Here is a 25,740-nt window from a genome sequence, read left to right as displayed (position 1 = left end):
ACGGCGGGGTCTACTCGGTGTGCAGGGCCGAGGCGATGGTCATCCGGGCCGCCGAGCGGGCCGGGACCAGTGCGCCCAGGACGGCGATCGCGACCCCCGCGCACAGCATTCCGGCGAGCTGGGGCGCGTGCCAGACGTCCTTCATCGACTCCGGGAAGGCGACGATGCCCACGTTGTCCACGACGAGCCGGTGCCCGACGATCCCGAGGGGGATCCCGAGAAGTCCGCCGACCAGGCCGAGTCCGGTCACCGAGGTCACCGTCATCGCGACCACCTGGCGCGGGGTCATGCCGATCGACTTGAGCATGCCCAGGTCGCGGCGGCGGTCGCGGGTGTTCAGCAGCACGGTGTTGAACACGCCGAGCGAGGCGACGAGGGCCAGCATGACCGAGAACACCGAGGAGAAGCCGACGACCGTGGTGGTGGCGGCGTTGACCTTGGCGGAGTCCACCACCTCGGCGTGCAGTCCGGGGTCGGCAGCGTCGACGGCGTCCGCGTAGGCCCGGGCGTCCGCGCCCGGGGCGAGCCGGACGGTGTACTCGATCGCGCTGCTGTCCGGGGCGAGTCGGCCGAGGGTCTCCCACGTGGATTCCAGGGAGCGCGCGTCGCTGTCGATCAGCTGGCCGACGATGGTCACCGCCGTCCGCCTCCCGTTGGCCTCCAGGGTGACCCGGTCGCCCACCGCCAGCCCGTGTTCGGTGAGGAAGGAGGGGCCCGCCGCCATCTCGCCGGGTCCGCTGGGCGGCCGGCCTTCGACGAAGGCTCCGGCCGGGGACGGGTCCCCCCGGTAGAAGTTCCCGAACGCGGGCTGTGCGTACCCGACCAGCCCGACCTGGGTCAGCGCGCGGGCCTGCACCTCCCGCGCCCCCAGCGACCGCAACCGCTCCTCGATCTGCGCGTCGCTCAGCAGCGGCTCACGGGTGTTGTTGCCGTGGCCGCCGACCAGGACGTAGACCACCGTTCCGCCGGGGCCGCGGGCGGTTTGCGCGTACGAGACCATCGTGCTGGTCAGACCCGTCGCCAGGGTCACCGTGGCGACCCCGAGGAGGATGGCGGCCGCGGTCATGAAGGCGCGGCCGGGGCGGGCGAACGGGTGGCCGAGGCCCAGGCTGACGGAGCGCGGCAGTCGCGAGGAGGCGAGTGCGCGCTGGACGCGCAGCCCGCGCCCGGTGCGGGGCGCGCCGCCCGCGCTGATGGCCTGCGCGGCCGGCAACCGGTGCGCGCGCAGGGCCGGTACGAGCGCGGTCAGCAGGACCAGGGCGGGCATCCCGGCCAGGCACGCGACGCTGGCCCAGGGCGGGACGGTGCCCACACCAGCCATCCCCGTCTCGATGCCGGAGAACGCGATCTGCAGGATGGGCACGGCCAGCGCGTTGCCGAGCAGGGTGCCCAGGACGCAGCCGGCGACGGCGGGGACCGAGACCATCGTCAAGTAGACGGCGACGACCTGGTTCGGCGTGAAGCCGATGGCTTTGAGCACGCCGATGTGCCGGTTGCCGGAGACGACGGCGCCGCTGACCACGTTCGCGACGATCAGGGCGGAGACGAGCAGGCCGAGGACGCCGAAGAGGGAGATGAAGGGCAGATAGGCGTCCGCGCGGGCGGAGAAGGCCTTCTTCAGGGTGAGGTAGGTCTGCGCGGCCGTCAGCGAGTCCGCGGGAAGTCCGTCCGTGGCCCGGGCGAGCGAGTCGCGCAGGTGCGCGCTGGTGGACGGGTCGGTGAAGCGGTAGAGCATCTGCGTGGACGTGGGGTGGAGGGCCGAGGCCTGCTCGGGCGTCACCCAGGCGGCGGCCGATTGGCTCATGCTCGTTGCGAAACCGACGACGGTGAGGGTCGGGCGCCCGGGTACTTCCAGCTTGGTGCCGAGGAGATCGGCGTCCGGCGTGCCGGTGGTGGTCCAGTTGACGACGATCTCGCCGGGCGCTGCGGCCCAACGCCCCCGCCGCATCTCGACGCGGTCCACCGGCCCGGCCGGATCGGCGCGGCCCACCACGGTGAGGGGGCCCGGCGGACTGCCGATCCAGTCCGTTGGTACGTCGATGACGGCCTGGCGGAACGGGCCCGCGGCGGCGGCCACACCAGGACGGTGCGCCGTCTGCGCGAGCTGGGCGTCGGAGACCTTCGCCGGGTCGTACGTGGCCACGGTGTGCGCGCCGCGCTGCGCGGTGTACGCCTTGTCGAAGGGGCCCGAGGCCGCGGCGAGCAGGCCGAGGGCGAGCAGGACGGTCGTGGTGGAGCAGAGGACGACGAGGCCGATGACGAAGGTCTGGACCCTGCGGCGCTTCACGGCGGCCCGGGAGGCGCGCCACACGGCGCTCATGCGGAGCGCTCCAAGGTCTCGTTGTCCAGGGCGCGTTCGCGGGCGACGCGGCCGTCGGCCATCTCGACGAGCCGGCCGGCGCAGCGGGTCGCCAGGTGCGGGTCGTGGGTGACGATGAGGAGGGTCTGGCCGATCTGGTTGAGGTCGATCAGCAGGTCCATCACCTGCTCGCCGGAGCGGCTGTCGAGGGCGCCGGTCGGCTCGTCGGCCAGGAGCAGTGCCGGACGGTTCATCAGGGCACGTGCCACACCGACGCGTTGGCGTTCTCCGCCGCTGAGCGTCGCCGGGTAGTTGTTGCGGCGGTCGGCGACCCCGAGCTCGTCGAGGAGTTCCAGGGCGCGGCGGCGGGCATGGCGTGCGGAGGTACCGGTGAGCTGGGCGGCCAGCGCGACGTTGTCGAGCGCCGGCAGATCGTCGATGAGGTTGAAGAACTGGAAGATCATGCCGACGTCGCGGCGGCGGTAGAGGGCGAGGCCGGTCTCCGTCAGGCTGCCGAGGTCCTGGCCGTGCACGCTGATCGTTCCGGCGGTCGGCCGGTCCAGGCCGGCCACCATGTTGAGCAGCGTGGACTTCCCGCAGCCGGAGGGGCCCATCACGGCGACGGCTTCGCCCCGGCGGATCTCCAGGGACAGGGCGTCGAGCGCCAGGGTGTCGCCGTATTCCTTCGATACGCGGTCCAGTCGGACGACGACCTGGCCGGCGCTGTCGTGATGAGGTGTCATGGCACGAACCTAGAAGGCCGGTCGGACGGGCCGCGTCACCCCCCGGATGTAAACGGGGGGCGGGGTCATCCTGGGGATGTACGCGGGACGGAACCGCGAGAGGGATGTGGACTACACGGGGTGCCTGCGAGGGTCGGGGTGGAAGAATCTTGGAACGAGGCCCGTGGGGACAGAAGGCCAGGGGTCGCGGGTGGGGGAGGGGAGTTGCTGTGACGGCGGGGTGGGTGGTCGCTGCCGTGGTGGCCGCGGCGTGCGCGGTGTCGGCCGGGTTCGGGCTGACCGTGGCGCTCCTGCGGGCCCGCGCGGCGCACCGGGTGGCGATCGAGGAGCGCGGCTGGCTGCTGGAGCGGGAGCGGGAGACCGCGGCCCGCGCCGCGGTGGACGCGGAGCGGGCCCGGATAGCGGGGGAGCTCCACGACATAGTCAGCCACAACGTCAGCCTGATGATCGTCCAAGCGAGCGCCGCCCGCGAGGTGTTGGCGACGATGCCGGTGGAGGCGGCGTCCGCGATGGCCGCCGTGGAGAAGGCCGGGCGTACGACCATGACCGAACTGCGCCACCTGCTGGGCCTGCTCGCTCCCGCTCAGGACGGTAACGACGAACCGTACGGGGGCGTAGACGCCGAAAGACGGGATCCCGCGGCGGAGTTGGCGCCGCAGCCGAGTCTGAGCCGGCTCAGTCCGCTCATCGACCGGATCGCCTTCGCCGGGCTGCCGGTGGAGGTCCGGATATCCGGCGAACCGCGGCCGCTGCCGGCCGGGATCGACGTCACCGCCTATCGGATCATCCAGGAGGCGCTGACCAACGCGCTCAAACACGGGGACGGGGTGAAGGCCGAGGTGACGGTGAGATACGCGGACCAGGCACTGAGGGTCGAGGTGCTCAACAGCGGACCGAGCGTGCTGTCCGGCGGAGACCGGATACCCGGGCACGCGGGGAAGCTGGCCCCTGGCACCTCGACCGTGCCCACCACGTCCACAGCGTCTACCACGTCCACGGCGTCGCGCCCGAAGGCGGACGGCGCGGGGCACGGGCTGGTCGGGCTGCGCGAGCGGGTCGCCGTGTACGGAGGGGACTTCGACGCGCGCCGGCGCCTCGGAGGCGGCTACCGGGTCCGCGCCCGCCTCCCGCTGGAGCGGCCGTGACCAGGTACGCACCGGCCGCCGAGCCGGACCCGAGGGTCACTTCGCCCCGGGTGGTCATCGCCGACGACCAGGAACTCGTCCGCACCGGATTCCGCATGATCCTCACCGCCCGGGGGATCGACGTGGTCGGGGTGGCCGCCGACGGGGTGGAGGCCGTGTCGGAAGTGCGCCGTCTGCGCCCGGACGTCGTCCTGCTCGACATACGCATGCCCCGGTTGGACGGGCTGGAGGCCGCGCGGCAGATCCTCGCCGAAGCTCCGGAATGCCGGGTGATCATGCTGACCACGTTCGACCTCGACCAGTACGTCTACGCCGCCCTCGCCGCCGGAGCCAGCGGGTTCCTGCTCAAGGACGTCACCCCCGAGTACCTCGCCAACGCCGTACGGCTCGTCGACACCGGCGACGCGCTGCTCTCCCCGTCGATCACCCGCCGACTGGTGGAGCGCTGCGCCTCGGCATCGGCCGCGCGCGGCGGCGGGGTCCCGGCGTCCCACCCCGACCTGGACGTCCTCACCCCGCGCGAACGGGAGGTGCTGACCCTCATGGGCCACGGGCTCTCCAATGCCGAACTGGCCCAGGAGTTCACCCTCAGCGAGGCCACGGTGAAGACCCATGTGGCGCGGATCTTCGCCAAGCTGAGCCTGCGCGACCGCGCCCAGGCGGTCGTCCTGGCCTACGAGACGGGCCTGGTCACTCCGGGGACGGCCTAGTGCTGTGACCGGCAGCACGAGACGGCCCCGGGAAGCTCCGCGCGGAGCTTCCCGGCCGGCTTCGCGTCACGGCAACTCGCGTGTGAGCCAGACGTGCTCACCGCGGTCGTCCGTGGCGACGTGGTGCCGCTCGAAGCCGATCTTCTCCAGGACACGGAAGGACGGCGTGTTCCATGTGCCGACGGTCGACCAGAGCCGCTTCCGCCCGGTCGCGATGGCGGCATCGACCACCGCCCGGGCCGCCTCGGTGGCGTAGCCGTGGCCGTGCGCGCTCCGGAACAGCTCGTACGCGATCTCCGGCTCTTCCAGGGTGGAGCGGCCGATGATCAGCCCGCAGTAGCCGATGAAGTCGCCCTCCTCACGGCGCTGGACGGGCAACAGGGCGATCCCCGTGGCCGCCGTCGCGGTGAGCAGCTCCGCGATGGCCGTGCGGATGTGTTCAACCGTGCCCACCCCTTTGCCGCGTTCAGCCACCAGGTCACGCAACGCGGCGGCGTCCGAGTCGGCCCACGGCCGCAGTATCAGCCGCTCGGTCTCGAGGTGGTACGCCATCGTCTCGTAAGCAGTCATGGTCCTCACTCTGCCCCACGGATCACCGCGCACCGCGGGCGGAGTACAGGGGGGGACACGTCTTTCGGGTCAGGCAGCGGGTGGGACGGAGTTCGCCAGGAGGTGCAGGCGCAGCGCGAGTTGGAGCTCCAGTGCGCGGGCGGGGCTGTTCCAGTCCTCGCCCAGGAGCCGGCGGATCCGGTCGAGGCGCTGCACGACGGTGTTCACGTGGATGTGCAGCGCGTCCTTGGCCCTGGAGAGGCTCGCCCCGTGGACGTAGTAGGCCTGGAGGGTGCGGACCAGCTCGGTGCCCCGCTGGGCGTCGTAGTCGATGACGGGGCCGAGCACGTGGTCGACGTACCCGCCGACGTCACCGTGGTCCCCGAGCAGCAGGCCGACGAAGCCCAGGTCCGGCAGGGCGGCCCCGTGGCCGGTGTGGCCCAGCGCGTGCAGGGCCCGCAGGCAGCGCACGGCCTCGGCGTACACGCCCGGCAGCCCGCCCGGGTCGCCGGCCGGCCCGGCGGAGCCCACGGTGACGGGCGTGCCCACCACCTGCCCCAGCTCCGCCGCCAGGGACCGCGCGAGGTCCCCGGGCCGCTCGGCCGGGGCCAGCAGGACGACATGGCCCTCGTGCAGCCCGGCCAGGCCGTCCAGGGCGCGGGCACGGCGCGCCGCCTCCGCCGACAGCCGTGGCCGCAGCGCGGCTTCGCAGTGGAGCACCAGGAGGGAGTGCGGGCGTGCGAGGTCGACGCCGAGCTTGCGGGCCCGGATCGTCCGGCTGCCGGTGTCGGGGGCGTGCCCCGGACTCCGCGGGGTCAGCAGGTCGCTGAGGAGCTCACCGCGCACCCGGTCCTCGGCGTGGGCCACCGAGCGGCGCAGCAGCAGGAGGAGCGCGGTGACCAGGCCGGTGCGTTCGAACAGCCGCCGGTCGCTGTCCGACAGGTCCGCCCGGCCCGTCAGGGCGATGCTGCCGAGGAGTTCGGGCCCCGCCAGGACCGCGCAGACCCACACGCCGTCGACCGGTACGGCCCGGCCGCCGGAACGGGAGGCCGCCACTCCCTGGGCGGGCGCGGCGATCGGCTCGGCGGCGACCCGGGCCAGCTCGGCGCCGTCGGCATCGTGCACCACCAGCCCGCCCCGCAGCAGCGCGGCCACCTCCCGGGCCACATCGGTGACGTCCCCGCCGCGCAGGACCAGATCGGTGAGCCGGTCGTGCGTCTCGGTGGCCAGCCGTGCCGCCTCGCTGTGGGCCCGGGCGGTCTCGGTGGCGGCGTTCAGCTCGACCAGCGCCGACCGGGTCTCCTCCAGCAGCCGCGCCCCGTCGATGGCGACGGCCGCGTGGTCGGCCAGCGAGGAGAGCAGTGCGACCGCGTCCGGGGTGAAATCGCGCACCGACCGGTCGGCTGCGTAGAGCACCCCGATGACCCGGGAGGCGACCCGCAGCGGCACGCCGAGGATGCCCCGCAGCCCCTCCTCGCGCACCCCGGCGTCGATGGTGCTGGTGTGCCGGAAGCGGTCGTCGGCGCGGTAGTCGGCGCTGGCGTACGGCCGGGCCGTCTGCGCGACCAGCCCGCCGAGACCCTCGCCCATGCCGAGGCGCAGCTGCTGGAAGGCGGCGGAGACGGACCCGTCGGTGACCCGCATGAACGTATCGCCCACGACGGGGTCGTTGAGCGTGAGGTAGGCGCAGTCCGTGCCGAGCAGGGTCCGGGCCCGCCGCACGATGGCCCGTAGCACCGCGTCGAGGTCGCGCAGCGCCGCGAGGTCACCGGCCGTGTCGAACAGGGCGGTGAGCTCCGCCTCGCGCCTGCGGTGCTGGTCGAGCGTGCGCCGGATGTCGAGGGCGACCCGGGTCGCCTCCTCCACGAGGGCCTGCTCGGCCGAGCCGGCACCGGCGGTACGGGCCTGCGCGCCGGGCCGCGCGAAGTGTTCGACGGGCGCACCCTGGGCGAGCAGGTCCAGGAGCTGCCGCAGCGCGGCCGCGGGCGCGATGGGATCGGTCACGGGGGCCATGCTGGCAGCCCTTCGGTACGGGGTGTCGAGCGGGTCCGCCCGCCGGACCGGAGGTAGCGGTCACGGCGGGCGGCCCGGGGCGGGGGCGGGCTCAGGCGGGGTCGGAAACCTTGGCGGCGTACCCGCTTCCCGCGGAGACCCCTGCCGGCGTCGCTGTCCCGGCCTTCGGGACGGACAGGTCGCGGCCCCGGGTCTCACGGGCGAACAGGACGGTGAGGGTGGTGACGAGGGCGGCCGCGGACAGGTAGACCGACACCGGCACGGAGGATCCGTAGTCCTTCAGGAGCTCGACGGCGATGATCGGGGCCAGGGCCCCCGCGACGATCGAGGCGAGCTGGGAGCCCATCGAGGCGCCCGAATAGCGGACCTTGGTGTCGAACATCTCCGAGATGAAAGCGGCCTGCGGCCCGTACATGGCCCCGTGCAGCAGCAGCCCGGCGGTGACGGCGAGGGTGATGACGGCGAAGGACTCGGAGTCCACCAGCGCGAAGAACGCGAACGCCCACAGCGCCATGCCGACCGAACCGATCAGCGTCACCGGCCGGCGCCCGATCCGGTCCGAGAGCGCGCCCCAGGCCGGGATGGTCAGGAAGTGCACGGCCGAGCCGATGAGGAGCGCGTTGAGCGCGGTGGTCTTGGGGAGCCCGAGGTGCGTGGTGACGTAGACGAGGAGGAAGGAGGTCAGGACGTAGTACGAGATGTTCTCGCCGAACCGGGTGCCGATGGCGACCAGCACCTGCCGCCAGTCCTTGCGGAACACCTGGACGACGGGCGCCTTCTCCTCCTCGCCCCGGCCGCCCGAGGCCGCTGCCTCGGCCTGCGCGGCGAGGAAGACCGGAGACTCGGACACGGAGATGCGGATCCACAGCCCGACCATCACGAGGATCCCGGAGAGCAGGAACGGGATCCGCCAGCCCCATGCGAGGAACGTCGCGTCCGACTGCACGCCGGCGAGCAGCGCCAGCACCCCGGTGGCCAGCAGGTTCCCCCCGGGCGCCCCGGACTGCGGCCACGAGGCCCAGAACCCGCGGTGCTCGGCCCCACCGTGCTCGGACACGATCAGCACGGCCCCGCCCCACTCACCGCCGAGCGCGAATCCCTGCACCAGACGCAGCACGGTCAGCAGGATCGGCGCCCAGACCCCGATGCTCGCGTGGGTGGGCAGCAGCCCCATCGCGAAGGTCGCCCCGCCCATCATCAGCAGACTCAGCACCAGCAGCTTCTTGCGTCCGACCTTGTCCCCGAAATGCCCGAAGACCACCCCGCCCAGCGGCCGGGCGAGGAACCCGATGGCGTAGGTGAGGAAGGCGATCAGGGTGCCCGTGAGCGGATCCGCGGTGGGGAAGAACAGCTTGTTGAAGACCAGGGCAGCGGCGGTCCCGTAGAGGAAGAAGTCGTACCACTCGATGGTGGTCCCGATCAGGCTGGCGGCAACGATCCGCCGGATTCCGGATGGAGCCTTCGGGACAGCTGCGGGGGAGACCATGTGCACCACTTCCAGGGTGTCTGCGGGGACGTCGGGTGTGGCCACAACGTAGAAGTCCGCAGGTCACCCGCATATGTGGCCCGCCATCACAATCGGGCCACGACTGGTGTGTCCCGGCACCATGTGACCTGAACGACTGCCCCGCAACCCCTCCGGAACGGGGTCGTGAGGCCCTGTCGGAATTGCAGAGTTAGAGCTCTTTTGGGTAGGCGGTGCTGACTCCCGTGCTGGTTTGGTGCTGACCTGAAAGCCCACGTCAGCACCCCTCGCGACCCGTCCCGTGCTGGTTCGGTGCTGGTTACGCTGCGTTGAGCGAGCCCTGTTTGTGGTCGAGGCGGGGCAAAGCGGCAGTGCAGAGAATCTGGCTGAGTTCCGCCTCTCGTGCCCCCTTCGCGCTGGGCGTTGGTTGGTGCGCCTCGATACCCAAATTCGAGCGCACGACCCACTCCGGCATGTCGCAGTTGGCCGGCGCACAACGAAGTCCGACTCCCGCTGGAGTCGGACTTTGAGTACCAGCAGATTCATCGTGTGCTGGTGGTATACACGTCACACCTATCCTGACCAGGAAAAACGAACAGATTTGTCCGTCGATCGATCGGTGCTGGCCCGCAACTGGCCCGGATCTTGGTCCTGGGCGAGCGAGGGTGGTCTGATCGCTTCGTGGCCATAGCCGTCACTGGAGGCGCGCGAACCCGCGACAACACCAATCGCCTGCTCCCTGAGGGGACCTGCATGATGATGGCGATCCGCAGGCCGAGGGGTGACCACCGCGGCTCCGTATCTTCCGATCGTGCGGTCCAGGTCGCGGCGACTGGATTGTTCTGGAACTGGGTCTCAAGAAGTCATGAAGAGGTCGTTCAGGCCCGTGAGGACTGGATGAACGGAACTCGATTCGGCGAGGTCAAAGGCTACGACGGGCCCCCGATTCCGGCCCCCGAGATTCCCCCAACTCACTTGAAGCCACGGGGTCGTGTGCGATGACTATGTGAGCGTTCGGGATATGGGCTCGGGTCTCGCCGAGAGGAGGCGAGGCCCGGACCTCTGCGCGTTCTCAATGCCTTTGAATGAAGCCAGAAGCTGGCCGGCGCCTCCAGCACGATTCTCAGGTGTGGCCGTTCGTGACAGCGTGTGCCAGGACGGATGCTGACCCTGGTTAGCCTTTTGGTGACCTCGATGGACCGACTCAGCCGCGTCTGAAACTCTGCGTGATCCGCAGCCCGTGGGTGCTGTCGGGTCCTGCAGTCGACCAGGCCGCGGTGGCGTCTGGGGGGGTGCCCCTATCTCTTTGGTCAAGGTGGTGGGTGCCGGGCGGGAGGCCGTCTGGCACTCTGCCTGCCATGAGCGATGAAGCGCGTGTGCAGGCATCAGCTGATGAGGGCATGCGTCCGTGCGTCTTTTGTAATCACCCTGTCGTGATCGACTGCCTCGATGAATGGGACTGTCCTGTCTGCGGCGTGCCCGATGAGGATCAGCCTGAGGTGGCAGGCCGGGGTTCGTAGAAGGTTCCGTCGCGGAGCATGGCGAAGAGGACGTCGGCCCGGCGCCTGGCGAGGCAGAGCAGGGCTTGGGTGTGGTGTTTGCCTTGGGCGATCTTCTTGTCGTAGTAGATCCGCGATGCCGGGTCGCCCAAGGCGGCGAACGCGGCGAGGAAGAAAGCCCGTTTGAGCTGCTTGTTTCCTCTCCGGGAAGGCTGTTCGCCGCGGATCGAGGATCCGGAACTGCGGGTCGCGGGGGCGAGTCCGGCGTAGGCGGCGAGGTGGCCGGCGGTCGGGAAGGTGCTGCCGTCGCCGACCTCGATCAGGATCCGGGCTCCGGTCCTGACGCCGACTCCCGGCATCGACCTCAGGACCTTCGAAAGAGGGTGTGCCTCCAGGAGTTCCTCGATCCGCCCGGCCAGCAGTTTGCGCTGGTCAAGGACAGCGGCCAGGGATCCGGCAAGGCTTGGGACGATCAGCGCGGCCGCCTCGGTCCCCGGAACCGTGACCGTCTGCTCGTCCAGAGCGGTGAAGATCTCCTCGACCAGCCGCTCGGCCATCCTCGGCGCCTTCGGCCGTAACAGGGCGACCAGCCGTCGGCGGCCGGCCTTGCGGATTTGGGCCGGTGATCCGAACCGCTCCAGCAAGGCCAGGACGGCCAGGTGTTGCAACCGCGGCCCCAGTACTCGCTCCAGCGACGGGTGGATCTGGGTCAGCAGGCCGTGCAGCCGGTTCGCGACCCTGGTTGCTTCGCCTGCCAGGTCGTCGTCGAAGCCGACGATCATCTCCAGCTCGGCGATCTTCTCGTCCTCGCCGTCGATCGCCCGCAGCGTGTGCGGCATTGCGCGGGCAGCGTCCGCGATGATGAACGCGTCCTTCGCGTCCGTCTTGGCCTCGCCCGGGTAGAGGTCGGCGATCCGCCGCATCGTCAGCCCCGGAAGGTAGGCGACTGGGCAGCCCATGTCCCGGGCGACTGTAAGCGGCAGGGCACCGATCGAGGCCGGCTGGTCGACCACAACCAGCACTGTTCCGTGCTTGGCCTTCAGTTTGGCGAACAGCTCGCGGAGCTTGGGTTCGGTGTTGGGTAACCGCTTGTCGAAGGCCTTTTTGCCGGCCGGGGTGACGGCGGTGGCGTGGTGTTCGCCCTTGCCGACGTCCAGGCCGAGGAAGACGTCGATGTCGCTGGTGTCGATCACGTGCAGGCCCCTCCGCTCACGCTTTCGTCCGGCCTTGCCTCGGCACCGAGCTGCCACATCCACGTTACGGAGAGCTCTTCCGGCCTGGGTGAAGCCGGTGCTCAAGCCCCTCATCAGCGGTCCGTCGATGCCTCCGGGCCCGGTGACACCACCCCCCGGATCATCAACAACAAGGGGGGGAAGTCATGCCGGACCCGAAGACCGGAGGCCCCATTGCGGAGCCACGAAAACGGTAACGGGGGGGGTGACGAGTCCTTCGACCGGGTGCGCTAGGCGCCTGTCGGTCCGCGTCGGCCGCTTTGTGGGGATGAGACAAAGATCGACTTGCGCCCGGGTTACCCGGAGCGCAACGGGTGAGCCACCGGCCGTGAAAAGGCTTGGACTCCGCGGGCGCCGTCTCGGGACACTGTGATTCCGGACCTCCTGGTACCCCACATCGGTGTCGCCGCGAACCACGCGGGGGGCGGCGTCGTGACCCGCTCGTCGCTGGCCGGCCTGAGCGAGGGCACTCAGTCGAACGAGGAGCCCCGCACGCCCCTTGAGGTGACGGCGTCTCCTCGCAGAAGTACGTGGCGCGCTGCCACACGACACCACAGGGTTGAGATGGGATCGCCTGAACCGCGCGAAGGTCTGCCGAGCAGAGACTCCGTGCGCGATGTAGTGGATGCCGATGTTGCCCAGCGCCGGAAGCAGCATGGCCGGCGCCCGAGATCCGTCGCGCGGCCGAGGCGGCGCACGTCACGGAGTTCGCCGATGTGCCCCCGGACGGTTTCAACACCATGGTGGGTGAGCGCGGGGTGAAGCTGTCCGGCGGCCAGCGCCAGCGGGTCGCCCTCGCCAGGGCGATCCTGCGCGACTCGCCGATCCTGCTGCTCGACGAGGCGACCAGCGCCCTCGACTCCGAGAGCGAGATCCTCGTCCAGGACGCGCTGTTGCGCCTGATGGACGGGCGGACGGCGCTCGTGGTGGCGCACCGGCTGAGCACGGTCGTGAGCATGGACCAGCTCGTCGTACTCGACCGCGGACGGACCGTCGTGCAGGGCACGCACCGGCAGCTGCTCGCCTCCTCCGGCGCCTACGCGAAGCTGTGGCAGCACCAGTCGGGGCGGCTTCCTCGACGGCGCCCCCGGTCGATCCGACGTGAATTGACCCGGTGAGATGGCGTCGGTGTCGGCGACGGGTGGCACCGACCGTGACGGGCTACGGGGAGTACAGCTCGCTGGTGCGCGTCAGGAGGTGGTAGCCGCCCGACGGAGTGGCCGGGCCGGTGCGGACCGACCCTCCCGCCACCAAGACCCGGCCGTCGGTCAGGGCCGTCGCCGCGAACTCGGTGCGGCCGACGGCCATTCCCGGGACCGCGGTCCAGGAGCGGGCCAGCGGGTCGTAGCGCACCGCGCTGCGGAAACCCGCGTCACCGAGCACATCGGTGGTCCCGCCCATGACCAGGACCTCACCCGTCGGCAGCGGCACCGCCCGATGCCGCGCCCGCCCGCAGGGCATGTCCGCCTCTGCGGCCCACACGCCCGACCCCGGGTCGTAGCGCTCCGCGGTCGCACGGCTGTACGGGTCGAGGCGCCCGTCGGCGCCGCCCTCGTAGTCCCCGCCTCCAGTGGCCAGCACGGACCCGTCGGCCAGCAAGGTCAGCTGGTGGCTGCTGAGCGGCGCGGCGAAACTCCCCGTCGGCGTCCACGTCCCGGCGGCCGGGTCGTAACGTTCGCAGTACGCCAGCGCCGCCCCGCCCCACCAGTTGCGGCGGGTGGCGACCCAGCCGCCCGCCACCAGGACCCGACCGTCGGACAGTGCCACCGCGGGGTGGAAGGAACGGGCATCGGTCATCTCCCGGGTGGCGGTCCACTCGCGGGTCACCGGATCGAAGAGCTCCGCCGACGTCAGCGACCGCTCGGACGCCGGTGAGCGCAGGCTCGTACCCCCGGCGACCAGCACCCGCCCGTCCGCCAGGAGCGTCGCCGAGTGGGCGTACCGCGCCTCGCGCAGTTCGCCGGCCGGAGTCCAGGCATCGGCGACCGGGTCGTACAGCTCGGCACCGGCCAGCGGCCGGATCAGGGGGGAGCTGGCCCCGCCGTAGCCTCCGGCGACCAGCACCCGCCCGTCGGCGAGCAGCGTGGTCGAATGCATCCGACGGGCCGTCGGAACAGGCTTGCCCTCGACCCAGGTGCCGGCGCGTGGATCGAAGAGGGCGGTGCCGGCCTGGGCCGTCAGCCGGCCGTCCGAGCCGCCCGTGATCAGCACCCTGCCGTCCGCCAGTTGTACGGCGCCGCTCGTGGCCCCGAACAGGTTCCGCTCCCAGGGCAGTTGCCCGGCACTCGACCACACGCCCCCGCTCACGGCGTGAACACCTCCGCCACCACTGCCGGTACATCGGCGCCGAGCGCCGGAGCCGCGACTCCGCTGCGGGTGACCCCGGCGACGGCGAGCACCCGGCCGTCGCCCAGCAGGGCCGCCCCGAAGGACCACCGGCCGGTACGCATAGGCCCGGCCGGGGACCAGACGCGGGCGAGCGGGTCGTAGCGGAGCGCACTTGCGAAGCCGACGTCGAGGCAGGCGCTGTCGGCGCCACCGCAGACCAGCACCTCGCCCGAGTCGAGCAGCAGCGCCCGGTGGTAGCCGCGCCCCCAGGGCAGCGGCGGCTCCGGGTACCACGCGCCGCCGACCGGGTCGTAGCGCTCCACACTGCTCAGGCTGTAAGGGTCGAACCGCGCGTCGTCGGCCGACCACGGGTCGCAGCCGCCGACCGCCAGGACCGTGCCGTCGGGCAGCAGCACGGTCTGGTGCGCGAACCGGGCCCTGCGCAGCGTGCCGGCCGGGGTCCAGGTCCCGGACTGCGGGTCGTACGTTTCGCACACTCCGACGGACCCCGCGCGGACCGGGCCCGTGGTGGTGATCCCGCCCACGGCCAGTACTCGGCCGTCCGGCAGCGCCACTGCCCCGTGGTGCCAGCGGGCATCGGACATCTCCCCCGTCCGCGTCCAGGCAGCGGTGACCGGGTCGTACACCTCCGCCGAGGCGAGCGTGCCCGGCGTCCCGGGGGAGCGGGGCCGCTCCCCGCCCGCGACCAGCACCCGGCCGTCCGAGAGCAGTGTCGCGGAGTGGCCGTAGCGGGCTTCGTTCAGCCCGCCCGTGGGAGTCCAGGTCCGGGTCGCCGGATCGTAGAGCTCGACGGTCGTGAGGGCGGGCGGCGGATACGCCTGGGGCCCGGGGATGCCGCCCACGGCGAGCACCCGCCCGTCCGCCAGCACGGTGAGGGAGTGCAGTCGCCGTGCTTGGCGCAGCGGGCCGGTCGGCGCCCAGCTGCCGTCCGCCGGGTCGTACAGGGCGGAGCCGTCCAGCGCCGTCAGGAGGGCGCTGGCGCCGCCCGCGGCGAGCACCCGCCCGTCCGGCAGCCGCACCGGCACCTCCTGCTGGCCAGCCCACTTGACCAGCGGGAACGGGAACGTGCCGGCAGCCTTCCAGGCGCCCGCGGCGGCCCGGGCGTCCGGTCCGAAGGCGCCCGGTACGGCCGGTTCGCCGCCGGCCAGGAAAGTGCGCATCCGCGTCCTCTCTGCAGTCTCTACGGTGAGTAGATCTCGGTCGTGGCGGTGACCTGGTCCTCGCCCGGCGTCGGCGAGGCCGCTCCGGATTCGGTGATCCCGCCCATGGCCAGCACCCGGCCGTCGGCGAGGCCGATCGCCGCCGGCGCCCAGCGGCCCTGCACCATGCCGAATTCGGCGGTCCACGTACGAGCGGCCGGGTCGTACAGGGTGGCGTTCTGGTAGCCCACGGCCAAGGACGAGTCGTCCGTGCCGCCGAGCACCAGTACGGAGCCCGAGGTCAGCCGCACGGCCCGATGGTGGCTGCGCCCCCACGGCATGTGGGAGTCGGCGGTCCAGATGCCAGAGCCCGGGTCGTAGCGTTCCGTTGTCCACTGGCTGTACGGGTCGTACGTCCAGTCCTCGTACTTGAAACCCTGCATGTCGCCTCCGGTGACCAGCACCGCCCCGTCCGACAGGAGCGTCGCCTGGTGGCTCTTTCGGACCGTGGCCAGGCTCCCCGTGGGCGTCCAGGTGCCGGAGGCCGGGTCGTACACCTCGCAGTAGCCGAGCGCGGTGTAGCTGCCGCGGCCCACGGTGAGCACCCCGCCCGCCACCAGCACCCGGCCGTCGTCCAGCCGCACCGCGGGATGCCCGAAGCGGGCATCCGTCATGGGCCGCGCCGCGGTCCACTGCCGGGTGGCCGGGTCGTACAACTCGGCCGACCGCAAGGTGCGGTGGGACTGCGGGGAGCGGACGCCGGCGCCGCCCGCGATCAGCACCCGGCCGTCGGGAAGGAGAGTGGCCGAGTGCGAGAAGCGCGCCTCCCTCAGCTCGCCCGTGGGTGACCAGAGCCCGCTGGCCGGGTCGTACACCTCGCACGACACCAGGCCCGCGGCGGTGGCCGCCGGCCCCTGGCCGAGCCCGCCGGTGACCAGAACCCGCCCGTCGGCCAGCCGGGTCGCGGTGTGCAGCCGTCGTCCCGTCCACAGGGGGCCCGTCCGGAGCCACGTACCGCCCGAAGGATCGAACAGCGCCGCCCCGTCGGTCGGCACCCGACGCCCGTCCTCCCCGCCCGCTAGCAGCACCTTGCCGTCGTCGAGCAGCACGGCAGCGTCGCACGGCTGCGCCCAGAAGGCTGCGAAGGGCAGTTCCCCGGACGCGGTCCAGCGGCCGGGTACGGCGCGCGCGCCCCCGCCATCGGCGGTCGCAGCGGCCGGACGCACGGGAAGTCGTCCGGCCGGACCGTGCAGCGGAGTGGGGGTCATCGGCCGCCCGCCCGCTCGACCGAGTGCTGCCAGACCAGCAGCAGGTCCACGATGCCGTCCGGGTTGAGCCGCCCCTCGCGGAGCAGTTCGGGAGCCAGTCCGGCGATCTTGTCCGCCGGTACGGTGACCACCCAGTCCTCCTCGGTTTCGGCCACTTGCCCGTGTACTCCGTCCACCACGGACCGCGGCTGGCCCCCGAGCGAGGGGTCTGCCACCAGGGTCGGCTCGCCGTGCGCACCGCCCGGCCCGGACAGCGCCACGGTCAGCGGACCACGCTGCGGAAAGCAGTCCAGATAGCGCTTCGAGCCGTCGGGGACGAGGTCCGTGGAGAGGATCAGCACCAGCTCGGGCCGGTTCAGCTTGATGGTGTCGTCGCGGAAGAGGTACGGGAAGCGGCGCTTGGACAGCGAGAACGCCAGGACGGCCGGGGAGCCGGGAGTCGTGGCGAGGAACCGGTTCCAGCGGTCGGGGAACTCGCGGCGCGCGCTGAAGTGCCGGTACAACCCCTTGCCACCGCCCGCGTGCAGCCAGCCGTTCAACGCCTGGCGCAGTTCGTCGACGGCGGCGCCGGCCAGTGGCCCGCCGCCGTCCCGGGCGGTGTAGCGCAGTTGCATCACCACGTCGCTGATCGTCTCGTAGTCGAACTGGCGGAACTCGTCGGGCAGCGACAGCTGCCACTCGCCGATCGCACCCGCCCCCTCGAAGGGCAGGAACCGCTCGTCGTGCAGGTTGCTCTCGAACAGGCCCGAGTCTTCCTGCCCGGTGCTGGTGACCACCGACTGGACGGGCCCGATGTGGTCACGGAACCGGATGTCCCCGGGCAGGCGGGCGTGCTTCCCGCCGTTGAGCCGCGGCTCGACCCGGATGCTGCTCTTGAGCAGGGTCGCCGTCAGGTTCACCGCGGTGTACGGGCCGGCCACACAAGGCACCGTGAAGCTCACCTGCTTCAGCCGGCGCATCCAGTGACCCGGCGTGTCCAGGTCGAACAGGGCCTCCGGCAGGGAGAAGTAGGCCTTGCCGGTCTCCTTCAGGCTCCGCAGGGCGCCGGGATCCAGTTGGGCGAGCGACACCCGCTTGGTCAGTTCCAGTTCCCGGGCGTTCGCCTCCAGATAGGCGGCCTCCATCCGGTGCAGATCGGCGGACAGCCGCTCCCCGGAGAGCAGCCCCTTGTGGAGGCTGTCCCAGTAGCCGAAGCGGATGAAGTCCGACTTCTCCGTGCCCAGTTCGTGCCGGAAGGCCCGCTCGGTGCGCTTCGCCACGTCGTAGGCGAGCTGGTAGACCTGGAAATAGGTGGTGCTCAGCTGCGCGACCGTCCAGTCGTAGAGCTCGCGGTTGGTGTACTTGCCCCGCAGGAAGGTGTCGGCCTCCCTGGCGTTGGCCATCAGCTTCTGCTGGTTGAAGATCTCGATCTGCGCGGCGTCCCTGCGGATCTCGGCGCCGGCGATTTGGCTGGAGTACTGCGTGATCTCCTTGCCGGCCTGGCCCTTGAGGAAGGTCCATTCCTCGAAGCGGTGGTCGTATCCGCCGACGGTGGAGGACTGTTGGGCCTGCCCGCTCTCCACGCCGAAGTACGAGATGGCTCCCTGCGCCGCGCCGGCCATGGAATCGGCGATGTTGTGACCGCCGAACGTCGCCCCGACCGAGGTCGGCGAGCCGATCTTGAAGTTGGGGATCATGGAGAGGGCGCTGACGATGCCGCTGATCGCGGCGGACGTCTTCTGCTGGTCCTTGCCCCTCTCCGCCAGCTTGGCGGCCTCCTCCTCCTTCTCGTTCATGCGCTTCTTGCACTTCTCGGTGTAATAGTTCTCCTTGTCCTTGGCGACGGCCTTGGCGTCCTCCAGCGCGGTGACGGCCCGGGACGCCTCGTCGAACTGCTTCCCCTTGATGCTGAGGGCCATCTCCAAGGCGGCGTACTCGTGCGTGGAACGCAGCCGCGCCAGCGCCTCGGCGTCCCGCTTCTCCAGCGCCGCCAGCAGCGCGCCGCCGAGCGACTGCACCTGCTGCGCCAGTTCCTTGGCCTTCGCGAGCATCGGGCCGAACCGGTAGTGCGGCACGGGGGCGTTCATGTCTGCCAGAACGGTACCGAGGTCGATACCGGCCGACGTGGCGCGCGCCAGCAGCGCCGGATCGATCGTCGCGCCGAACAGGGGGGTCGGGCGCGAGACCCCTTCGATGTTCTGGCCGTGACGGATCTTGAACAGGCGGTCCTCCACCGTGTCCCAGTACCCCATGAGCTTCTCGTTGCGGGGGATGCCGAAGTAGTCGAGCCAGCGGGTGCCGACACCCGGTGAGATGGCCTCAGGCGCCGAGCGCGGCGGAGGCAGCAGGTTCTCGGTCGCCGTTAGGGCTCCGCCCGCGGCGGGCGACTGCTCGGTGAGCTCGCGGAAGCTGAGGACCTGGACCGGACCCTGGCGGGGCACCTCCTCGGGACGCCGGCCGAGCAACTCGGCGGCGAGGAGGTAGAGCTGGGTGGCCTCGTTGACGGACTCCAGGGTGTCCTGGCGGAAGAGCTGGTCGCCCCAGGCGATGAGGTTGTCCAGGTACTTCATGACCACGGCCTTCTGATAGGCCGTGGTGCGCAGCCGGGCCACGACATCGGGCTGGAAGGGGTGGTGCAGCCAGGCGTCCACCTTGGCGGCCTCGGTGGTGTTGCCGGTCGCCAGGCGGCGCAAGATCTCCTCGATGCGCTGCTTCTGGTAGTTGTCGGATGCGGTGGGGTCGGTGGCCATCAGGTAGAACGGCTTGGTGCGCCAGTACCGCTGCGGTCCCGACTCCGAGGTCCGGTCGGTGGGGTCGAAGATCCGGTGGAACCACTTCTGGGCCTCGGCGAAGCGCTGGTTGGTGGACAGCCGCCCGGCCATGAGCAGGGGCGCGTGGAAGAACAGCTCCCAGTTGTACTGGGAGTACGGGGACGATTCGCCGAATTCGACGTCCTCGGTCGGGTACGGTCCGATGGTATAGATCGAGTCGGGCGAGTAGCGCTGTTCGAAGGATTCGAGGGGCGCGAAGCTCTCCGGGCGGACCTGGAGGTTCCGGTCGAAGAGGGCATCCGTGCCACCAAGGCTCAATCGGGACTTGAAGAGCTCGGTGTGAGGATGGTAAAAGCCGGAGAATTCCTGCTGCGAATAATAGTCCCGACTGCGCCGGGACAAGTTCGCGATGTAGGACCGCTCGCTGTCGGTGAAGAACCACAGCTTACGCGTATATTCGAGGTTTTCCTGAAGTGATGTCACTACGCGGAACGGCGCGGACAGCGGAGTCCGGTCCAGCACGGTCGTGGATTCGGGCAGGCAGAGTTTACCGCCGTAGTAGTCGGCGGTAATATCCTCCATCCAGGAGTTGTTCACGACCTTCTGACCGGCCGGAGCGAGGAAGCTCAGGAACATCCGGTCCCCTTGTGTTGCCGTCTCGAACAGGGGGTCCGTCGGCACCCGCTCTTTGAGTCGAAAGCATGAGAAGCCGAACGGCTCCGTGTACATCGAGCCGCGACGCCTGCTGAGTCGGAACCTCCCCCACGCGGTGGTATAGCTGTCGTCACTTCCATCGGTACGGCGCACGTAGAATCGATTCCCGTAGCTGCACCAGATCACCGGGTCCTTGGTGTAGTAGTCCTCTCTGGCAGTGAAAATGTACGGTTCCCTGGCGTCGGCCTTGAAGGCTTTGTATTCGGTGGAAGACTGTTGCCATCCTTCCGGGGGTTTGATGTTCGTGCTGAGCGAGTCTGTGGAGACCCGCTTCGTCGTCCAGTTACCGTTGCGGTACTCACTCCAGTTGAGCTGGATCTGCCAATAACGGGGGCTATGAGAGAGCTTTCCCGCCTCGGTCCCGTCGGGCAGCTGCTTGATCTCCTGCGCCTCACCTGCGGGAATGAAGGTCGGCCAGAATACGTACAGCTGGCCGTTCCACATCCCCAGCGTCAGCGATTCCCCGTCGACGTCGAGGTTCACCTTCTGCCAAGGAGTCCAGTACAGCCGGTTCACCCAGGTGCGGTAATAGTGGGAGCGCGGAACCGACTCGCTGCGGGCGAACACGTGGACCGTCTCGCCGCTGAAATTCGGCGGCTCCGTGTTCGGGTCGTAGTCGACGTAGAGCCCGCTCGGTTGGAGCCGTGCGACGTTCGAGAGCTCCTCGAGGTATCCCAGCAGCGCCCCCTCCACTGTCTCGTCCGTCAGCTCCTTCTGCGTCAGATCGGTCTCCAGCTGGCCGAAGAACGGCGACTTGTCCGCCCGCAGCTCCGGCTCGAAGTAGTTCTCCGGATACAGGAAGATCTTCTGGTTCGCCTCCCACAGCCGGTACCGCTTCATCCATTCCCACTGCTCCCACAGCTCGGAGTCGGACGTGCTGACCTGCGGCTCCAGGTTCAGCAAGCAGCGCTGTACGAACAGTTGGATGCCGTACGCAGCCTGCGCGATCCGTGTGGTCAGCTGGGCCGTGCTCATCTCCACGTCCAGCAGGAAGTGGTCGTGCAGGCCGTTGGCGTCCCGCCACAGCGGGGTCTGTCCGTCCAGCAGGGGATGGGCCACCAGGTACGCCACCAGGGCGGCCCGCTGCCGGTCGCGCAGCGTGTCCTGCATGGGACCGGCGACCGAGGGCCAGTCGGCTGCCGAGTGGAGGGCCCTGGCCGCGCCCCAGGCGGCCTGGGCGGCCTCCGGGGTGAACTCGGCGCGCAGCCAAAGGTTGGCGCGCTCGGCCGATACGCCCAGGCGCCGGTACGTCGCCACGGCCCGCCGCAGCTTGTCGAGGTTCGCGGGCTCGGTGAACCGCTCCCGGGTGTTGATCTGGTAGTTCCGGGCCGCCATGTTGACGTCGAGGAACGGCCATCCGGTCCGCCGGCTCAGCTCCCGGATGACGGCGCTGTCGGTGGTGCCGGGAGTGGTGGCGAGGGCGAACGCCGCTTCCAGGGTGGCGATCCCGCCCGGCACCGAGTCCCGCAGCCGGGCCACGTCGACCAGGGCGCACAGCCGCAGGAAGGGCACCTGGCTCTGCTGCGCGGGCGGGCTCGCGGGCAGCGTGCTGAGATCCAGCCACCGGTCGGGGCCGGCGAAGCGGAAGAGGAACGGCAGCTCTTCGGCGGTGAACCGGAGCTTCGTCAGTACCAGCGCGGCCCGGTGGACCAGTTCGAGCGCCGTGAACTGGGCGCCGAAGCCGACGCGGGTGAGTACCACCGCCGGGTCGCTGCCGGTGAAGGCGGGTGCCAGGAACTCCTCGAACACCGGCTTCCCGGAAGCCCCTCGCAGCCAGGTGCCCAGCAGGGCTCCGGCGAGGCCCGGCTCCAGCCCGGCGGCCTGGCCGAGCTGCTGGACGACCGTGGCCTCGCTCAGGGCGCGGCGCAGCGGCGGCGTCAGCCGCTCCAGGACGAGGCGGAAGCGGTCGGCCTCAGTGACGTCCGGACCGTCGAAGAGCGGGCCGGTGTCGGCGGCGGTGAGGAACTCGTTGCCCGCCTCCGGCCCTGCCTCCTGCGCGGTCCGCAGGGAGGTCAGCGCGGAGAGCAGGGCGGAGTCGGCACCCGGCGCATGCTCCAGCGCATCCAGCTCTGATTCGCCGAGGTAGCCGCGCGAGCGCAGGGCGCGTCCGGTGATGTCGTGGAACACCTTCCCGGCGAGCGCCGAGGGAACGGCGTAGCCCGCGGGAAGGGCGTCCAAGGGGGCCGAGAACACCGGGATGCGCAGCAGCCCCATCCGCCTGCCGACGAACAGCCTCGGCGCATCGTGGAGCTCCTGAACCGCGGAGCGGAACGCGGCGGCATCCGCCGGGGCCAAGGAGAGGAGCCGCTCCCGCTCCCCGACCCTCATCGGGCCGGTGAACAGCAGCCGGCCGTCCTGCGGCCGCTCCCCGGGGACGAACCGCACCGGCAGGTCCGGGGGCAGGTTCACCCCGCCGGGCAGGGCCGCCAGTACGGCCGTGTACTCGGTCGTACCGGCGAGGGTGGCCACGGCGTCCTGGACGAGGTTGCCCTCCCAGCCCAGCAGCGCGAGGTTCTTGCGGGTCACCTCACCCTTCTCGTCGCCGGTCACCGCGGTCTGCGCGTAGACGGCCTGGAGTGCGGTGCGCAGCGCGGTGAGGGTGGCCCTCAGCTCGGGGTCGTCGGGCACAGGGCTGTTGCGGTCCGGATAGCGGGCGTAGAGTACGGCTTCGACCTCGGGCAGGCCGAATCCGTCCGCGGTCAGCGGTTCCACGAGACCGAGGAAGCGCTCCAGCACCGCCATCACCGTGGCGGCCGGCAGCAGGGGCAGCCCGGCGGCGGTCGGTTCCGGGCCGGGTGGGTGTACCGGGGCCCCGCCGGCGAGCTCGGACTCGGCCGCCTGGTAGAGGGGAGCCGGTCGGAGCCCCATGACGGCGCCGCCGGCCAGCTCCGACTGGGCGGCGGCGAGCGCGGCCGAGGTCGCCAGGTGGGACCAGGGGTTGGAGCCGCTGGTGCGGGCGAGGCGCAGCAGGTCGGGGAGGGCCATGTCCAGGGTGCGGGCCAGTGTGACCGCGCACACCAGGACCGACAGGTTGACCAGGTTCAGCACCTTGTTCCGGAGCGGGGAGTCCGGGCCGCCGACCAGCTCGGCCAGCTCCGCGTCCGTGACCTGGAGCGCGGCGAGCAGCGCGGCCGACACCGCGGGAGTCTCCAGACTGCCGACCGCCGCCAGCTCGCTGCGGTCCGCATTGAGCGCGAACGGATGCGGGGTTCCGGGCTGCGGTGGGACCACGGCCGGGTCGAGGAACAGCCGGTCGTACAGCGGAGGTTCTGCGTCCGACGCGTACCGGTGGGTGTCCACGGTCCGGCAGAACGCCAGTACGCGCTCCACCGGCAGGTCCAGCCTCCGGGCCACATTGCGCACGGATGCGATGGAGCGCAGGGTGAGGGCGTCCAAGCGGCCCTCGTTGTTGGCCCCCTGGATCAGCCGGTCGAGCTCCTGCGCCGTGACGTCCAGGGCCCTTTGGAGACGCACGAAGCGGTGCAGCCGGTCCAGGGCCGCGCCGTCGAGCCCCTCCAGCTTCATCTTGTCGGTGGCGGCGGGGAGCAGGGGGTCGGGCAGCACGCGCAGTACGCCGCCCGGGTTGACGAAGCTGGTCTCCAGCACCGCTGCCAGCTCGGTGAAGCGCAGCCCGGCCGTGTCGAGGAGGGTGCGGACCCGGGTCATCGTGGTCGCGAGGGCCGCCTCGGCGGTACCGGCGGGCTGCCCGTAGAACTCCGCGAGGGTGCGCGGGGGAGTCAGGGCCTCTCCGGCGATGATCTTCCGGGATGCCGAGGACAGTCCGAGCCGGGCCGCTGTCAGCAGCGTGTGGAAGTCGCCCGGCCGGGTGGTGTCGAGGCAGAGGTCGAGGAGGAGGCCCTCCCGCGTCACCCCCAGATGCTCCAGATGGTTTGCCGTCTGCTCGCCCCACAGGTCGAAGGGGAGGTGCCAGGGATAGACGGCCGCCCTCAGCCTGTCGTAAGCGCCGGTGTTGACGTGCTGTGGCTGGACGCGCAACTCCTGCGAACTGCCGCTGCTCTGGCGGGTGGTGGCCGAAATCGCGGTCTCCGGTGAGACGGCGGACTCCAGCAGCTCGTTGACCAGGTCGATGTACGGGATGCTCAGCTCGGTGTTGTCCTTGCTGAGGTCCACGTCCCACAGGTCGGGGCGGCGGGCGTAGAGCACGTCGGCCACCGGGCCGTTCTTCGACGGGCCGGTCTGGGCGCCCCCGCCCAGGCGCCGCAGGTAGTACAGCAGGTCCACGAGGTAGGCCGACTGGCTGTACACCGAGCGGCTCTCGTCGACCGGCGCGTAGTCCTGCGGGCCGAACAGCTCCTCCCAGTCGGGGATCTGCGCGGTCTGTGGCAGCACCGGGGCCAGCCAGGGCACCCCGATCTGGCCCGCCGTGCGCAGATCGGCCACCAGGTTGACGGCCTCGGCGTGCACCTGTGTGGCGCGGGCGTGGACGGACCGGGCCTCGGCCTCGTCCAGGCTCCCCGCCAGTTGCCGGGCGAAGTCGGAGGGTCCGATGCCGGCGATGGCGTACGAGGAGTGGAAACCGTTGTCCCGCAGTGCCTGCATCGCTTCGAAGCGCGGGGCGACCTTGAAGGTGCGCTGGATCGCCGCCAGTTCGGGCCGGGCCTCGTCATCGGGCACGGTCTCGGCGTTCACCGGCGCGGCGAGGAGGTCGAATTCCGGGTTCTCGGTCAGGAACCGGGTCCCGGGTGCCTGGGCGTGCTCCGGGTGGCCCGCCAGCCGGAAGGCGAGGTGCGGCGTCGGATACGCCTCGGCGACCCGGGCCCGGATGGACTCCGCGTAGGTCCGTACGGAGTCCCTGCCCGCCGCGTCGGGTACGGCGGACGCCGCCATCGGCCCGGGCACACCGCCCGCCTCCGCGACCAGCTCGGCCCAGTCGGCGTCCAGCCGCACCAGCTCCCGGCGGTGGGTGAACTCCCCGGTGTCGAAGCGGGCCAACAGGGTACGGACCAGCGCCGGGTTGTCGCCGGTGAGCCGCCCCAGTTCCAGCGCCAGTTCCAGCCGCTCGGCATGCCCGTCGGCGGCAGCGGCGAGGGCTGCAGGAGCGGGCGTACGGTCCAGGTGGGCGGAGTAGAGCCGGGCGCGGACATCGGGATCGGGCACCGCGGCGGCGAAGATCTGGGCCAGCGCCGAGGGAGCCGACCCGTTCAGGGGCGCCCGGGCGGCCGCGGCCTCCAGCTCCAGGGCGCGCAGCGCGGCCGTGAACTCCTCGGCGCCCGCGGCCGAACCGATCATCCCGCTCTCGGCCGCGGTGGCGAGGGAGGCCCGCACCTCCTCGGTGGACCGCTGCGCCAACGCCGAGGCATCCGAGGGCAGTTCACGTGATAGCAGCCCGAAGAACGACTCCGCTGAAAGCCCGGTGCTCTGTTCGAGGCGGGCCGCCTGCGCCAGCCGGCCGATGTCCCGCCCGGCATGGCCGGTGGCGCGGGAGAGGTAGCCGAGGTCGTGGCTGTCGGAGTCCGTGCCGACCTCGTCGAGCCGGAGGCCGTCGAGATGACTGCCGACCGCGGTGGACAGGCGCGCGTAAAGGCTCGGCGCCGCGCCCGCCAACCGCAGTTCGAGGTGCTCCTCGACATCGGCGAGCGCCCGGACCGCCTGCGTCGAGCAGCCGTTCCAGCTGGCGCGTACGAGGAGTTCGGCCGGGCCGTCCGGCACCGGACACTCCAGCCGGTACCCGCCGTCCGCCGCGGTGTTCGTCTCGCCGAGCGGTTCGTGCGAGCGCAGTGTTCTGACCGACACGGTGACGGTGACGCCGGGTACGGGCGTACCGTCCGCGTGGAGCACGCGCCCGTGCAGGCCGGCGGTGCGGGGGGCGGCGCTGGTCATGTCCTCACCTGATTCTGTACTCCT

The 25,740-nt window shown here is 71.1% G+C and carries 12 protein-coding genes and 2 pseudogenes; 4 read left to right on the top strand and 10 right to left on the bottom strand.

Features of this window, described 5'->3' with window-relative positions:
- Positions 1–10: 10 nt before the first annotated feature.
- Both ACODT5_RS20055 and ACODT5_RS20050 read right to left on the bottom strand, forming a co-directional pair.
- Positions 11–2,320, bottom strand: coding sequence for an ABC transporter permease (locus tag ACODT5_RS20055; RefSeq protein WP_422520688.1), 2,310 nt, complete (start codon positions 2,318–2,320; stop codon positions 11–13).
- Positions 2,317–3,042, bottom strand: coding sequence for an ABC transporter ATP-binding protein (locus ACODT5_RS20050; RefSeq protein WP_422520687.1), 726 nt, complete (start codon positions 3,040–3,042; stop codon positions 2,317–2,319). The genes ACODT5_RS20055 and ACODT5_RS20050 overlap by 4 nt, the downstream gene beginning before the upstream one ends.
- A gap of 209 nt (positions 3,043–3,251) precedes the next feature.
- Here ACODT5_RS20050 and ACODT5_RS20045 point away from each other — a divergent pair, with 209 nt between their 5' ends.
- Positions 3,252–4,187 carry a sensor histidine kinase gene (locus ACODT5_RS20045; protein WP_422520686.1) on the top strand — a complete coding sequence of 312 codons (936 nt, stop codon included), beginning with the start codon at positions 3,252–3,254 and terminating at the stop codon, positions 4,185–4,187.
- A complete protein-coding gene (locus ACODT5_RS20040) occupies positions 4,184–4,897 on the top strand; it encodes a response regulator (protein WP_422520685.1) in 714 nt (237 codons plus the stop codon). Before ACODT5_RS20045 ends, ACODT5_RS20040 begins: the two co-directional genes overlap by 4 nt.
- Before the next feature lie 66 nt (positions 4,898–4,963).
- On the opposite strand, the gene ACODT5_RS20035 is transcribed toward ACODT5_RS20040, so the two are convergent.
- From ACODT5_RS20035 to ACODT5_RS20025, 3 genes are all read right to left on the bottom strand, one after another.
- Entirely contained in the window at positions 4,964–5,467 is a 504-nt protein-coding gene (locus tag ACODT5_RS20035) for a GNAT family N-acetyltransferase (protein ID WP_422520684.1), read from the bottom strand.
- A gap of 69 nt (positions 5,468–5,536) precedes the next feature.
- Positions 5,537–7,459: a helix-turn-helix domain-containing protein gene (locus ACODT5_RS20030; protein WP_422520683.1), complete on the bottom strand. Its 1,923-nt coding sequence runs from the start codon at positions 7,457–7,459 to the stop codon at positions 5,537–5,539.
- Positions 7,460–7,550: 91 nt separating this feature from the next.
- Positions 7,551–8,945: an MFS transporter gene (locus ACODT5_RS20025; RefSeq protein WP_422524973.1), complete on the bottom strand. Its 1,395-nt coding sequence runs from the start codon at positions 8,943–8,945 to the stop codon at positions 7,551–7,553.
- An 816-nt stretch (positions 8,946–9,761) separates the two neighbouring features.
- Here ACODT5_RS20025 and ACODT5_RS20020 point away from each other — a divergent pair.
- Positions 9,762–9,926: pseudogene (locus ACODT5_RS20020) on the top strand (pirin family protein); the annotation flags it as partial.
- A gap of 487 nt (positions 9,927–10,413) precedes the next feature.
- Here the strand turns inward: ACODT5_RS20020 and ACODT5_RS20015 are convergent.
- The gene (locus tag ACODT5_RS20015) at positions 10,414–11,616 is read right to left on the bottom strand and encodes an IS110 family RNA-guided transposase (RefSeq protein WP_422520682.1); all 1,203 of its coding nucleotides are present in this window, start codon (positions 11,614–11,616) and stop codon (positions 10,414–10,416) included.
- Positions 11,617–12,323: 707 nt separating this feature from the next.
- On the opposite strand from ACODT5_RS20015, the pseudogene ACODT5_RS20010 reads away from it, so the two are divergent.
- Positions 12,324–12,765: pseudogene (locus ACODT5_RS20010) on the top strand (ATP-binding cassette domain-containing protein); the annotation flags it as partial.
- 51 nt (positions 12,766–12,816) lie between these two features.
- Here the strand turns inward: ACODT5_RS20010 and ACODT5_RS20005 are convergent.
- The 4 genes from ACODT5_RS20005 to ACODT5_RS19990 are packed head-to-tail and all read right to left on the bottom strand — an operon-like array spanning position 12,817 to position 25,716.
- Positions 12,817–13,962 carry a Kelch repeat-containing protein gene (locus ACODT5_RS20005; protein ID WP_422520681.1) on the bottom strand — a complete coding sequence of 382 codons (1,146 nt, stop codon included), beginning with the start codon at positions 13,960–13,962 and terminating at the stop codon, positions 12,817–12,819.
- The gene (locus ACODT5_RS20000; RefSeq protein ID WP_422520680.1) at positions 13,959–15,164 is read right to left on the bottom strand and encodes a Kelch repeat-containing protein; all 1,206 of its coding nucleotides are present in this window, start codon (positions 15,162–15,164) and stop codon (positions 13,959–13,961) included. Before ACODT5_RS20000 ends, ACODT5_RS20005 begins: the two co-directional genes overlap by 4 nt.
- 20 nt (positions 15,165–15,184) lie before the next feature.
- Positions 15,185–16,411 (bottom strand): Kelch repeat-containing protein, encoded by a 1,227-nt coding sequence (locus ACODT5_RS19995; RefSeq protein ID WP_422520679.1) that lies wholly within the window; start codon positions 16,409–16,411, stop codon positions 15,185–15,187.
- Positions 16,408–25,716: a Tc toxin subunit A-related protein gene (locus ACODT5_RS19990; protein WP_422520678.1), complete on the bottom strand. Its 9,309-nt coding sequence runs from the start codon at positions 25,714–25,716 to the stop codon at positions 16,408–16,410. The genes ACODT5_RS19995 and ACODT5_RS19990 overlap by 4 nt, the downstream gene beginning before the upstream one ends.
- Positions 25,717–25,740 lie beyond the last annotated feature (24 nt).

Source organism: Streptomyces tatrensis, from assembly GCF_049310065.1.
Taxonomy (GTDB): domain Bacteria; phylum Actinomycetota; class Actinomycetes; order Streptomycetales; family Streptomycetaceae; genus Streptomyces.
This window is presented reverse-complemented; position numbering and strand designations above follow the sequence as displayed.

Excerpts from the sequence above, each read along its gene's own strand:
- ACODT5_RS20055 (WP_422520688.1), bottom strand. The coding sequence starts at position 2,320 with ATGAGCGCCGTGTGGCGCGCCTCCCGGGCCGCCGTGAAGCGCCGCAGG.
- ACODT5_RS20050 (WP_422520687.1), bottom strand. The coding sequence starts at position 3,042 with ATGACACCTCATCACGACAGCGCCGGCCAGGTCGTCGTCCGACTGGAC.
- ACODT5_RS20035 (WP_422520684.1), bottom strand. The coding sequence starts at position 5,467 with ATGACTGCTTACGAGACGATGGCGTACCACCTCGAGACCGAGCGGCTG.
- ACODT5_RS20030 (WP_422520683.1), bottom strand. The coding sequence starts at position 7,459 with ATGGCCCCCGTGACCGATCCCATCGCGCCCGCGGCCGCGCTGCGGCAG.
- ACODT5_RS20025 (WP_422524973.1), bottom strand. The coding sequence starts at position 8,945 with ATGGTCTCCCCCGCAGCTGTCCCGAAGGCTCCATCCGGAATCCGGCGG.
- ACODT5_RS20000 (WP_422520680.1), bottom strand. The coding sequence starts at position 15,164 with ATGCGCACTTTCCTGGCCGGCGGCGAACCGGCCGTACCGGGCGCCTTC.
- ACODT5_RS19995 (WP_422520679.1), bottom strand. The coding sequence starts at position 16,411 with ATGACCCCCACTCCGCTGCACGGTCCGGCCGGACGACTTCCCGTGCGT.
- ACODT5_RS19990 (WP_422520678.1), bottom strand. The coding sequence starts at position 25,716 with ATGACCAGCGCCGCCCCCCGCACCGCCGGCCTGCACGGGCGCGTGCTC.